This window comes from uncultured Hymenobacter sp. (genome assembly GCF_964243305.1).
GTDB lineage: Bacteria > Bacteroidota > Bacteroidia > Cytophagales > Hymenobacteraceae > Hymenobacter.
This window is the reverse complement of sequence record NZ_CAXTEF010000001.1, coordinates 284,964-297,672: the sequence shown is the minus strand read 5'-3', so window position 1 is coordinate 297,672 and position 12,709 is coordinate 284,964. Positions and strand designations below refer to the sequence as shown.

The window sequence follows — 12,709 nt, the reverse complement described above, 5'->3', positions numbered from 1 at the left end:
ACGCACCGCCCTAGTCAACGGGCCACTTCTGCAACAGCCACGAATCTTTATTGGAGGGAAAACTACACCCCTCAAAAACCGCTGCCAGGTCCGTTTTCAGGGGCCGTTTCTAGAACCCTTCATTGGACGAACTGCTGCAACACACCGGTAGGGCACCGGCCACCGCGCCGAGGCGAGCTTCAACCGCTACCTGGGCGGCGGTTCCGCTAAATTGCTGGCTCAATATGCCGCTATAGGATGGCGGCCTGACTTGCAGCATGAGTAAATTATCTTCCCGCAGCGCGCCGTGGCTGGCCGGGGCGGCTATTGCCCTGACTATCGGCTTGGCGCTGGTCTGGGGGGGTAGGGAACGCCAGGTGCCGGCGGGCTTCGTGCGGGTGCGGGGCACGCAGTTCGAGCTGAACGGCCGGCCCTACCGCTACCTCGGCGCCAACTACTGGTACGGCGGGCTGCTGGCTACGCAGGGGCCGGCCGGCCAGGCGCGCCTGGCCCAGGAGCTGGACTTTCTGCAAGCCCACGGCGTGACCAACCTGCGCGTGATGATCGGGGCCGAGGGTTACTCTAATGGCTACCAGTTTCGGGTGCTTCAGCCCTTGCAGCCGCAGGAAGGCCAGTTTGACGAGCAGATTATGGCCGGGCTGGACTACCTGCTGGCCGAGCTGGCCCGGCGCGAGATGAAGGCCGTGCTGCACTTCACCAACACCTGGGAGTGGAGCGGCGGCCTGGGCCAGTACCTGAGCTGGCGCGGCTACCCCAACCCCTCATTGCCCAAAAACCCGAACTACAGCTGGGACCGGTTCCGGACCTACATCGCGCAGTTCTACACCTGCGCGCCGTGCCAGAGCGCCCTGAACACCTCCATCCGCTACGTGCTGGCCCGCACCAACCGCCGCACCGGCCGCACCTACGTGGCTGACCCGACCATCATGGCCTGGGAAATTATCAACGAGCCGCGGCCCATGCGACGGGAGGCGACTCCGGCTTTTGAAACCTGGATGAAGCAAACCGCGGCGCTGATTAAAACCTTGGACAAGAATCACTTGCTGACGACCGGCAGCGAGGGCGACATCGCCTCGGATAACGATATGGCCGTGTATGAGCGCCTGCACGCCGACTCCAACATCGACTACGCCACCATCCACATCTGGCCCAAAAACTGGGGCTGGTTCAAGGACACGGCTACAGCTCAGGGCTTCCCGGTGGTGCTGGGCAAAGCCACGGCCTACGTGGACCGGCACGTGGCCGTGGCCGCTAAAATCGGCAAGCCGCTGGTGGTCGAAGAGTTTGGCTTGCCGCGCGACGGGCAGGTGTTCACGCCGGCGGCCAGCACCACGCTGCGCGACCAGTACTACGCCACCCTCTTCGGGCTGATGCGGGGGGGTAGGGCGCCGGCCGGCCAGGTCATCGCGGGCTATAACTTCTGGGCCTTTTCGGGCGCCGGGCGGCCCCGGCCGGGGCAGGTGTACTGGAAAGCTGGCGACGCCTACCTCGGCGACCCCGGCGGCGAGGAGCAGGGCCTCAACTCGGTCTTTGACGCCGATACCTCGACCTGGGCCGTGATTGACCAGTACGTCAGGGCCATCCGGTAGTCGGAGCCGGGCAGTTGGGGCTTAAGCCGGCGAGGGTGGGTAGGGATGAGCTGAAGCGCGAGAAAACGTGAGAACTTGCCCGCATGAAACCTGCCGCCTACTTGCCGCTGCTGCTGGCCCTGCTGCCGCTGGCCGCCGCGGCCCAAACCGCGCCCGCCCCCACCCGCGACTCGCTGGCCCTGCCCGACCCGCTGAGCTACTACGGCTTCGTGGACGCCTACTACGGCTACGACTTCCGGGCCGATAATGGCCAGGAGCGGCCCGGCTTCCTCTACTCGCACGACCGCCAGAACGAGTTTACCGTCAACCAGGCGCTCATCGGCGTGCGCTACGACGACGACCGGGTGCGCGGCGCGCTGGGCTTGCACGCGGGCTCCTACGTGGTGGCCAATTATGCGGCCGAGGAACCGGTGTTCCGGCACATCTACGAGGCCTACGCCGGCTTCCGGCCCTTCGAGAAAGCGTGGCTCGACGTCGGCATCTTCGGCTCACATATTGGGTTTGAGTCGGCCATCAGCAAGGATAACTGGACGCTGACCCGCTCGCTGATGGCCGAAAACTCGCCCTACTACGAGGCCGGCGCCCGCCTCACCTACGAGCTTGGCCCCACCCCCTACACCTACCAAACCGGCTCCCGCCTGACCCTGACCGCCCTGGTGCTCAACGGCTGGCAGAACATCCGCGAAACCAATCAGGCCAAAGCCCTCGGCACCCAGATTCAGTGGCGGCCGAATGCTAAAGTGCTGGTCAACAGCAGCACCTTCTACGGCAACGAGCAGCCCCCCGGCGAAACCCGGCGCCGCCGCTACTTCCACGATTTCTACCTCACCTACGCCGCCACCGACCGCCTGAGCCTGGCCCTGGTCTTCGACGTGGGCAAGCAGCAAAGCGAAACCAGGGCGCGGGCCGACACCTGGCACGCGGGTGCTGCTTTGCTGCGCTACAAGCTGGCCGACGGCCTGGGGGCAATCTTGCGCGCCGAATACTACTCCGCCGAGCGCGGCGTGATTATCAACAGCATCCGGCCGCGGGGCGGCGCCGCCGACTTCCGGGTGGCGGGCGGCTCGCTGGGCCTGGACTATCAGCCGGGGCGCAACGTACTTGTGCGGCTGGAAAGCCGCACGCTCTACGGCGCCAGCGGCATTTTCCGGCGCCGCAGCGGCGCCGACCCCGGCCGCTACGGCAACCTGACGGCGAGCGTGGCGCTCTCGTTTTAGCTCAGGCTTTTCGCGCCGTGCCGCGCCGGGAGCCGCGGCAGCTTTTGGCAAAAGGCGGGGGCTTTAGCGGGCTGACGGCCAACGATTCGGCGCCCTGGGGTGTTATACCCCGGCCGGTGGCCGTAGCTTTGCCCCTGAAAACGGCTGGCCGCGGTTGCGGCCGTTTCCGCGTCCCGAATTTTACTGTTCATGCCCAACGTTATTTCCACTGATATCTGCATCATCGGCGCCGGCCCGGTGGGGCTGTTTGCCGTTTTTGAGGCCGGTTTGCTCAAGCTCCGCTGCCACGTGGTCGATGCCCTGCCCCAGCCGGGCGGGCAGCTCTCGGAAATCTACCCCAAGAAGCCGATTTACGACATCCCCGGCTACCCCGAAATCCTGGCCGGTGACCTGGTGAACAATCTGATGAAGCAGATTGAGCCTTTCAAGCCCACCTTCACCCTGGGCGAGCGGGTCGAGCGGTTTGCCAAGCTCGACGACGGCTCGTTCCAGCTCTACACCACCGATGGCACCGAGATTCAGTGCCGGGCCGTGGCCATTGCCGGCGGCCTGGGCTCGTTCGAGCCGCGCAAGCCGGCCGTCGAGAACCTGGAGCAGTTTGAGGGGGGTAGGGGCGTGCACTACATGGTGCGCGACCCGGAGCACTTTCGGGGCAAGAAAATCGTGATTGCCGGCGGTGGCGACTCGGCCCTGGACTGGACCAACTTCCTGGCCAACGTGGCCGCGGAGGTGACGCTGGTGCACCGCGGCACCACCTTTCGCGGCGCCGCCGACTCGGCTGAGAAGGTAAAAACCCTGGCTGACGCGGGTAAAATCAAGCTCGTGCTCTCTTCCAACGTTACGCACCTGCACGGCAATGGCCACCTGGAGCAAGTGACCATCACCGGCAACAATGGGCAGGCCGAAACCGTAGCCCTGGACTCGTTTATTCCGCTGTTCGGCCTCACGCCCAAGCTCGGCCCCATCGGCGAGTGGGGCCTGGCGCTGGAAGACGACGCCGTGAAAGTCAACACCACCGACTATAGCACCAGTCTGCCCGGCGTCTACGCCATCGGCGACATCAACACGTATCCGGGCAAGCTCAAGCTCATCCTCTGCGGCTTTCACGAGGCCGCCCTCATGTGCCAGGGCGCGTTCAAGTACATTTTCCCTGACAAAAAGTACACGCTCAAGTACACGACTGTCAACGGAGCACCCAGTCTTTAGGCAGTTATGAATTATGAGTTATGAGCTATGAGTTGGCCGGGTGCCAGCCCAAAGACTCATAGCTCATAACTCATAACTCATAATTAATCTTATGAGTGACGTTCGCATTTACGTCGAAGAAGCCCCCGGCCAGCGCCGCGAAATCGAAGGGCCCACCGACATGGGCCTGAACCTGATGGAGCTGCTCAAAGCCAGCGGCTACCCCATTCAGGCCACCTGCGGGGGCATGGCCCTGTGCGCCACCTGCCACGTGGAAGTGCTGGCCGGCCCGCTGCTGCCTGAGCCCGGCGACGACGAGCTGGACATGCTCGAAACCCTGCCCGCCGTGCTCGAGGGCTCCCGCCTGAGCTGCCAGATTCGCCTCACGCCCCACACCGATGGGCTGGTGGTCCGGCTGGCCCCGGTGGGGTAGGCGTATATCATCATTCCTAAAAAAGGCCCCGCAGCTACCTGCGGGGCCTTTTTTATGGATTATAGCTGGCTACTGAAATCGAAATCCCTACCCCCCTGCCCCGGCTTAACGGCGGCGCCTGCTGGTGGTCTTCGCCTTTTTGGCCGGCGCTTTCGACTTCATTTTAACCTTGCGCGCCGGCTCTTTGCGGGCGGAGGACTTCCTGGCTTTTGCGCTGCTCCTGCTGCTCTTGGCATGGGCCGAAGCTTTGGTCTTCGTCTTGACTTTGCTTTTAGCGGCAGCCGCCTTGGCTTTCTTGCCGGACTTGCTGCTCTTAGCTTTCGTGCTGCTGTGATGGCGCGCGGCGCGGCGCGCTTCGGCGCGGGCCTCGGCCCGACGCTCAGCGCGGCGTTCGGCGGCGCGCTCTTCGGCGCGCTCGGCGCGGCGGGCGGCTAGCAAGGCGGCGCGGCGGCGGGCAGCCCGCGAAGGGGCGGCGGGTGCGGCGGCTTCCTCGGCGCGGGTGGCTTCGGGGGCGGCCTCGGCGTAGTGGGCGGTGGCGTCGTTTTCGGGGGCGGCGGTGGCGTCTTCGGGGCTCGCGGCGGGCTTAGGGGCCTCAGCGGCGCGCTTGCGGCGCACGGGCATGAGGAAGTCGCGCTCGGCGCGCTCGCGGGCCGAAAGGTTCTCCTCGCCCGGCAGTTTCGTGACCGTGGCGGGCACCATGCCCGTCTGGGCCAGGGCGGCGGAAGCGCTTAAAAACAGCGAAAAGCAAACGAGTAGGAACCGCATAAGCATAGTTTAGAATAGCTTTGGAAATGGTAAAAGTACTATGGCCTGAGTACTTATGCAAGCCATGATTGCGGCAGTACTGTTTTCAAAGGCGGTTTCAGGCTCATTAAATAGCCTGTTGGGGCTAAAAGTGCAATTCGCTTGAACGAAAGATGGGCCACTCGCCCGCTGCTTTTTACCCAGCGTGCCGGGCTGCTGCCCTGGCGGACCGGCTGCATTATCCGGCCCGTCAGGCCCTGATTCCCTACCCCCGGCTTTCGGCCCGAAGCCCAGCCGCCGCCTTGAAAACGACGGCTCGGCGGCGCCAGCGTTGCCTGGCAGCCTGTCTTTCTCAAGTTCTTCTCTCAGGGGCCGACCCGCAGCCGCCCGCCGGCCGAAGTGGCGCCAAACGCCGGCGCGTAAAGGCACTGCACCTGGCTCAGGCCGCCCGCAAAGTCGCCGGCCTGGGCGGCCCGCAGGCGGTATTCGAGCACGTGAGTGCCAGCCGGCAGCTCCGCAAAAAAGAAGTTGGTGGCCGCGTCGCGGGGGCTTTCGTAGTAGCCCAGCCCGCCCTGGTAGCGGTAGCCGCTGGTGGGGGCCAGCGGCTCCAGGCCGGCGGCGCGCTGGTCTTTGAGGTGCACGTATTCGAGGCGGCGGTCGGTGCGCAGCACGAGGCGCACGACCACGGTTTCGCCCACGCGGGGGGGTAGGAAACTGGTGAGCGGGGCCAGCACCGGGCCGCCCGCCGTGCGCGTCTCACGGAAAAGCTGCCGCTCGACCGACAGCGGCGTGGCGGCCGGCGTCACCTTATCCAGGTCTTCAAAATATTGCCAGTAAAGGGCGCCCCAGGCCACACCAGAATCGGTTTTGGTGATAGTGATCCGGCCCTGTACGGGCGTAATGTGGGCCGCAGGCCAGGTGGTTTTCACGTAGCCGGTGCCGGCCTGCGCGTTGCTGAACGTTACGTTTTCGGCGCCCACCTGCGCTTGCAGCGGCGCGGCCGGGACTAGCAAATCAGCGCCGCGCAAGAGCAGCGCGTAGCAGGCGTCGGCGGTGGCGCGGGTGCTCTCCCAGCTTTGCACCTGCTTTTGCCGCAGCAGCCACAGCTTCATCTCGGCCACTGATTTTTGGTCCTGAGCCACCTCCGCGAAGGCCTCGATGAGCACGGCCTGCGTCTCGGTGGGCGCCTCGCGCCAGTAGTAGCCGCCGCGCACCTCCTTCCAGTACATGCCCAGCTCGGGCGAGTGCAGGGCGTTTTCGCGCAGCGCCCGCAGGATGGCGGCGGCCGTGGCCGACCGGGCGCCCTCGGTGCGAAACGCGGCCAGCGCCAGCTGCGCTTGCAGCTGGCGCGGCTGCCGCAGCCAGTGCGCGGCGGCCTGCTGCCGGAAGAAGGTGTAGGCGGGCTGAGCCGCTTTCCCTACCCCCTCCTGCGGCCAGAAGCTGCGCGCGTACAGCGCTTGCCCGGCCAAATCGCTGAGGTAATCGTTGCTGGGTTTAAAGCTTTTAAGGCGGCGCAGGGCCGCGTAGTCGTCGGCCAGCCGGGCGTCCACGTAGCGCAAGGCATTGTCGAGCAAGTTCTTGGCCGTGGCATCCTGGCGGGAATCGAAGACGCCGAGCTGGCGCAGCTTGCCCAGGCCGGCCACGATAAGCTGGGTGATGTAGCGGTCGTCGGGCATCCGCTCAAACCAGGGCCAGGCGCCGCCGGGCTGCTGCATCCGTTGCAGCTGGGCCAGGGCGCGGCTGGTTTCGGCGGCCAACCGGGGCTGGTCGAAAAGGGTGCTGAGGCGGGCCAGCCGCTCGGTTTCAGTCTGCGCGTCGCGCACCCAGGGCGTCTCCTGGAGCAGCAGGTTTTTCAGCTCCTGGTTCTGCGCCAGCTTGCCGGCCAGGGCGTTCTGCTGCGCCACCGGGCCGCTTTGCGCCTGGCGCTGCCACTCGGCCAGCACAGTTTGGAGGCGCGGGTTAGCTTTCAGAATGTGGGCCGCTATCAGGTTGGCATACAAGCGACTAAATATTTGCTCGGAGCCCTCATAGGGGTATTCCAGCAGGTAGGGCAGGCTTTGCACGGCCAGCCAGGCGGGGTTGGCGGTCAGCTCCAGCGTCAGGGCGTGGTTGCGGCGCGTGGGGCTGCTGGTGCTCGTGAGCTTGCTCAGCTCGAAGGTGCGGGTGCCGGCGCCGGCCAGTGGCAGAGGTAGGGATTCGGTGACCAGAATGCGGTTGGGGAGCACGGGCAGCGTATTTTCCTCGCCGTCAGTATGAGTTATGAGTTGTGAGGTATGAGGTATGAGTTTGCTGGCGCGCTTGCTTTTCCTTCCTGTTAACTGCTCACTGTTCACTGCTAACTGGCTTTGCGCGACCACGCGGTACGTCACGGCGGTTGGTGCAAAATCGGGGGGTAGGGAAAGCTGCCAACCCACAGCGGCGCTCTGATGCGCGCCGGCCGTCACGGCTTGCTGCGCCGGGCTGTTCAGCAACTGGCCGGTGATGTCCTGGCCGGTGGCGGCATCGAGCAGGAAGAGCTGCGCCGTGCCGCTAGCAGCCTGGTCGGTGAGGTTGGAGAACTTGGCCTGGAACGTGAACGAGTCGCCGGGCCGGAAAAAGCGCGGCGCGTTGGGCGTAATCTGCACCTGCTTCCGGGTGACGAGCTGCCGGGCGAGCTGGCCGCTGCGCAGGCTCTTATCGTGGGCCAGCGCCAGCAGCTGCCAGCGCGTCACGGCCTCCGGCATCTGAAATTCGAGCACGATATCGCCGTTTTTATCGGTGCGCAGGGCCGGCTGCCAGAAGGCGGTTTCGCGGAAGTCGCGCCGGGTGGGGACGAGCGTGAGGTCAGGGGCCGCAGAACGGTCCTTGGGCTCTCCGGTAGCATCCGCAGCTTTAGCTGATGCTCCGGCCGCTGATACTTCCTCGTCTTTTTTACTAACTGGGACCGTGAACCGAACTGCCGCCATTTTCGGAGCGGGAGCCGCCATCGCAGCGTCGGCTACTACCGCCTCACTCAGTTGCACACCACTTACGCGGCCAGCCCGCGCCTGCCTTGATAAAGGCCGGCCTCGGTAATTTTCCCTACCCCCTTGCCAGGTGTTCAACTCAGGATAGTCGATTGCCGCTACTTCCGTCTCATCGGTCGGCACAAACGGGGTAGATGCTACTTCCTCAAAAGCTCCTTGCCACTCAAGCTGCGATGAGTAATAGCTTCCTCCCCTTTCCAGCCCCATAAAGCTGTGCGGCCGAAACACGTCCAGGCTCTGGTCATAGAGCGTCGCCAGCAGTTCGGCGTCGGCGGGCTGGCCGTTGGCCTGGCGGATGGTGAGGCGCCAGGTTTCTTTCTCGCCGGGCAGCAGCCGGTCGCGGAAGGTATTGATGCTCAGGCGTAACGGCTGGCTCGGCTCGGCCACCTGCACCGTGGCATCGTGGCGGTAAAGGCGGTTGTCGCGCACCTGCGTGGTGTGGATGTAGAGCGGGCCAGCGGCCGTGGCGGGCCCGCTATCCAGAACCAGGCGGCGCTGCTCGCCGGCGGTCAGCGTTAGCCACTCCTGGCGCAGCAGCTGGCCGTCGCGCTCCACTTCGAGCAGGATGCGGGCGCCGGCCGCGCGGCTGCCCAGCAGCACCGCGGCCGGCTGGCCGGGCGCCACGCTGTCTTGCAGGCTCACAAACCAGTCGGGGGTAGGAAACGGCACCGTAGCGGCCCGCGAGTCATAGAGCGTAAAATCCAACCGGGCGCGGGCCGAATCGGCGCTGGCGGCCAGGGCTTCGAGGCGGTAGCGGCCAGTGGGCAGGGCGGCCAGCGTGGCGCTCAGGTTCAGGTTCGGGCCGTTTTTCGTGTCGAAGGGTAGGGTTTTGACCAGCTCCGGCGCGGCTTCGTTGTCGGCGGTTTCGGGGGCGGGGCCGGGTACGCCGGGCGGGTTAGGGCGGTAGCGAATCAGCGACAAGCGCAGGGTGCCGGCGGCGGGCAGCGGCTCGCCGGTCGCGTTGGTGCTCAGCAGCGTGAAGGGGGGTAGGCGCTGCTGGTCAGCCATATCGGGGCCAATCAGGCGCAGGCTGAGCGGGTTGCGGCCGATGGGGAAGCTGCGCGTGCCGGTGCGGGTTTCGCCGGCCGCGTCGGTCACGTCGGCCGTGATTTCAAACAGGTAGCCCGGCTCCCAGCCGCCGCGCCGACCCGGCCCGGCCAGCACCAACGGCGGCGTGAAGCGGATGACAAAGCGACCCTCGGCGTCGGTCGTTGCGGTGCCGTGGGCAATTTCCTGGGTTTCCCTACCCCCCCGCGGCGGGTAAATGCTGCGGCCCCTGCCGCCTCCCGTATCGTAGTCGAACAGCGCCCACAGTTCGCGGCGCGTGACGCGGTAGCTGACCTTGGCGCCATCAGTGGCCTGCCCGCTGTAGGCGCGGGCCTGGCCGCTCACGCTCAGCGGCTGGCCCAGCTGCGGCCGGCCGGGAACCGAGTCGAGCTGCACCAGGAAGGTCGGCCGCTTGTAGTCCTCGACCGCAAAGCTGAAGCTGCCGTGGTCGGTTTGCAGGCTCATCTCGCCGTTGAGCAAGCCGGTGGGCAGCACCAGCGAGCCGTGAAAGGAGCCGAACTCCGAGGTCGTGAAGGGCAGCGTCTGCACGGTTTGGCCGTTCACGTCGGTCAGGCGCACGCTTACGGGCTGGCCGGGGAGGAGCCGGGCTTGACCACGCCGGTTTTCGGTGAAAATCCCTTTAAAATAAAGCGTTTGGCCCGGCCGGTAGATAGCGCGGTCGGTGAAGAGAAAGGTTTGGCGCTGAGAGGGCTCCGCTTCGTTGCGGCTAGGTTGATAATAGCCCCCTACGTTGCGCAGCGCTAGGGTGTCGGCACCGCGCCAGATGCGCGCAACGCTGACCCGCTCATCAGAAACGGCTGGTTCGCTGCCGCTATTGGCAGGGGCCGGCAGCGTTACCTCGCCAGTAGCCGCCGATTCCCCTACCCCCCCCTGGCGGCTTAATTGCCGCCGGGCCTTCCGGTCGTAACGCGTATACGTGGCCTGCGCTCGGATGCCGGCCAGCGGGGCGCCGCTCTGCCGGTGCAGCGCCAGCAAGCGCAGCGCGCCGGTGCCGGGGTCGCGGCGGCTCAGGGCGCTTAGCTTGCTAGCGCCCAGCACGGCGTAGGCCGTGGCCGTACCGGGTTGCTTCTGGCGGAGGGGGGTAGGGAGTTGGTTGCTGATGACGACCAGATAATACCCGGCGGGCAGCGCCGGGCCGGCCGCCGCTAGCTTTTGCTCCTTAAACTGGGCCGGCTGCGGGGGCGCCGGCACGGTCCAGGTGGCGGCCGGCGCGGTGCGCAGCCAGCGGAGGTAGCGCGGCTGGTCGTCTTCGGGCCGGGTTTCGTAGGAGTTGAAGCTTTGCCACTCCTTCAGCGAAATCCGGTAGGCGCGGGCGTGCAGCTCGCCCACGTTGCGCAGGGTCAGGTCCAGGCGCCAGGGCTGATTGGGCAGCACGATATCGGCGGCCGAAAAGGCCAGCTCCGGCCGCTGAATCTGCTGGCGCAAGGCGCGGGCCCGCGCCGCGCCGCGCGACCTGGGAAAGCGTCGCTCAGCCTGCTGGGCCAGCGCGACGGCGGCCACGGGGTCGGTTTCGCGGCGCGCCTCGGCCTGGCGGGCGATGAACTCAGTGCTGAGGGGTAGGGATTTATAGGTTTCGGCCATTCGGCCCAGCGCGGGCTCGTATAGCTCCGCCAGGCCGGTGTTTTCGCTGAGACGGCGCAGGTAGTCGAGGCGCTGCAAGTCCACGTCGGCCAGGGCGGCGAGGCGCGCCGGCGTGCGCGGAGTTAGCCGCTGGCGGGCGGCGGTGAGGCGTTGCAACAGGCGCAGCGCGTGCAGCTCGCCGTTGAGCGAGTCGGCCGCCGGTGCCGGCAGGCGCAGGGCCGCAAACTCCGCGGCGGAGCCAAACAGCTGCGGCTCCGTGAGCTGAAACTGGGCTTCGGGCCGGGTCACCGACAGCTCCTGGTTTTGCAGGCCCGCGATGGCGCGCTGGGCCAGCAAATCGTAGAGCGTGGGGCGCAGCGCCCGGCCCGCGGCGTCGCCGCCCACAGCCAGCTCGCCAAGCTGGGCCAGGGTGGTGGCGAGCTGTTTTTGCGGCTCGTCTTCGACTGACTGGTAGTAGTGCCGCACGATGGCGGCGCCCAGCCGGCTTAGGTCCCAGGTGGCGAGATTGGCGCCGGCCTGGGCGCCGAGAGGGGGGGTAGGGAGCTGGGCGCTGGCGGTGCGGTCGTAGAGCCGGTAGCGGTTTTGGTTTAAGTACTTAGTATACAGCTCGGCCAGCAGCGAGTGCAGAATGGGCCGGGCCGGAAAGGTGGCCGTGCGCAGGTCTTCTTCGAGCAGGGCAATGGCTTGCTCGTCGGCGTTTTCTTCCCTGGCTGCCAGCAGCCGCACCTGGTAGAGCAGCGCCCGCACGTAGTCGGGGGTGGCGCCGCGCTGCCGGGCCCGCCGGTAGATGGTAGCCACCAGCGGAGCAGCGGTAGCGGTCCGGCCCTGGGCCAGCAGCCGGTCTATCTGCTTCCACTGCGTAGCGTAGGGGCCGCTGGGGGGGGGTAGGGAACCGCCCGACGAGCCTGAATCGGGAGCGAATGCCAGCAGCGCGAGCAAACAACAGAGCAGCAAAGGGCGCATGGGCAGCAAGGAATGGGTGGGCCGAAAGTTCAGAGTAAAGATGCCGGGCCGCGCCGCTTTCCACACGCCCGCCCAGAAAAAGGCTGCCGCTACCAGCCGGCAGCTCTTGCTCACCCGGTTTGTAAGCTCGCTTTATAATGTTAACCTGCTGTCCGTCAGATTTTTCCAGCTACCTCAAAATCCTTATTCCGTGAAGTGTTCGGAGCGGCCCACCTGAGCACTAGCCTCCAGCGGCTGGCCGGCACCCAGGCGGGCCGCCTGGAAAGGCGGTTTTAGTGTTTCGCGGAGCTATTCTTCTCCGGCGTCTGCGGCGGCCGTCCCGCCATCTTCCCTGCCGGGGGCCGCGGGCGGCATGGCCGCGAGCACGGCTTCGGCCTGCCGGACGTGGCGCTGGATGTGGGCGACGAGAAACTCGAGCGTGTCGGGCAGGCGCAGGCGCACCAGCAGCGGCACGAGCGGGTTGGGGATGCGCACGGCGTTGGCATCGACCTGCCGGGCCTGAAGCACGAGACGCAGCAGCTCATCGAGCTGGCGGCTGAAGACCTCGGCCACGGTGCGGGGCAGGCGGTTGCCGGTGGGGGCGTAGCGCTGGGACGAAACCAGCGGCTTCTCGGCCGCAGAGCTGCGCATCTGAGCCACGAGCCGCGCCCCGAAAACGCCGCGCTTGATCAGGGGCGCGGGCGACGTTTTGCGGGCCTGCGCCCGGTCGAGGCGCGCACGCATTTCGGGCAAATAGTGGCCGCCCACGATGTTGAGGTGCTCCAGGCACTGGCCCACGCTCCAGCGGCTGGGGCTGTGGCGACGGTTGAGCTGCTGCTCGCTCAGGGGCCGGAAGCGCTGCTGGGCCAGCACCCGCAGTTTGAGCAGCTCGGTGGTCAGCTCATCAAAGAAGACGTCGGTGGCAAGAGGAGTGGCAGCGGCCAT

General features: G+C 66.4%; 7 protein-coding genes. 4 read left to right on the top strand and 3 right to left on the bottom strand.

The features are described from left to right. The first annotated feature begins 257 nt into the window (after nucleotides 1–257). From ACFE70_RS01380 to ACFE70_RS01365, 4 genes are all read left to right on the top strand, one after another. Nucleotides 258–1,589, top strand: a complete 1,332-nt coding sequence (locus ACFE70_RS01380; protein ID WP_375415909.1) for a cellulase family glycosylhydrolase — start codon at nucleotides 258–260, stop codon at nucleotides 1,587–1,589. A gap of 83 nt (nucleotides 1,590–1,672) precedes the next feature. Next, nucleotides 1,673–2,806 carry a porin gene (locus tag ACFE70_RS01375; protein ID WP_375415908.1) on the top strand — a complete coding sequence of 378 codons (1,134 nt, stop codon included), beginning with the start codon at nucleotides 1,673–1,675 and terminating at the stop codon, nucleotides 2,804–2,806. A gap of 189 nt (nucleotides 2,807–2,995) precedes the next feature. Beyond that, nucleotides 2,996–4,012, top strand: a complete 1,017-nt coding sequence (locus tag ACFE70_RS01370) for an NAD(P)/FAD-dependent oxidoreductase (RefSeq protein WP_375415907.1) — start codon at nucleotides 2,996–2,998, stop codon at nucleotides 4,010–4,012. Nucleotides 4,013–4,103: 91 nt separating this feature from the next. Further along, nucleotides 4,104–4,424 carry a 2Fe-2S iron-sulfur cluster-binding protein gene (locus ACFE70_RS01365; RefSeq protein WP_375415906.1) on the top strand — a complete coding sequence of 107 codons (321 nt, stop codon included), beginning with the start codon at nucleotides 4,104–4,106 and terminating at the stop codon, nucleotides 4,422–4,424. A gap of 105 nt (nucleotides 4,425–4,529) precedes the next feature. On the opposite strand, the gene ACFE70_RS01360 is transcribed toward ACFE70_RS01365, so the two are convergent. The 3 genes from ACFE70_RS01360 to ACFE70_RS01350 form a co-directional block, all read right to left on the bottom strand. Further along, complete coding sequence (locus ACFE70_RS01360; RefSeq protein WP_375415905.1) at nucleotides 4,530–5,189, bottom strand: hypothetical protein; 660 nt, start codon at nucleotides 5,187–5,189, stop codon at nucleotides 4,530–4,532. Between the two features lie 344 nt (nucleotides 5,190–5,533). Continuing rightward, on the bottom strand, nucleotides 5,534–11,785 hold the full coding sequence (locus ACFE70_RS01355) for an alpha-2-macroglobulin (protein WP_375415904.1): 6,252 nt from the start codon (nucleotides 11,783–11,785) through the stop codon (nucleotides 5,534–5,536). Between the two features lie 288 nt (nucleotides 11,786–12,073). Next, complete coding sequence (locus ACFE70_RS01350) at nucleotides 12,074–12,709, bottom strand: DinB family protein (RefSeq protein WP_375415903.1); 636 nt, start codon at nucleotides 12,707–12,709, stop codon at nucleotides 12,074–12,076.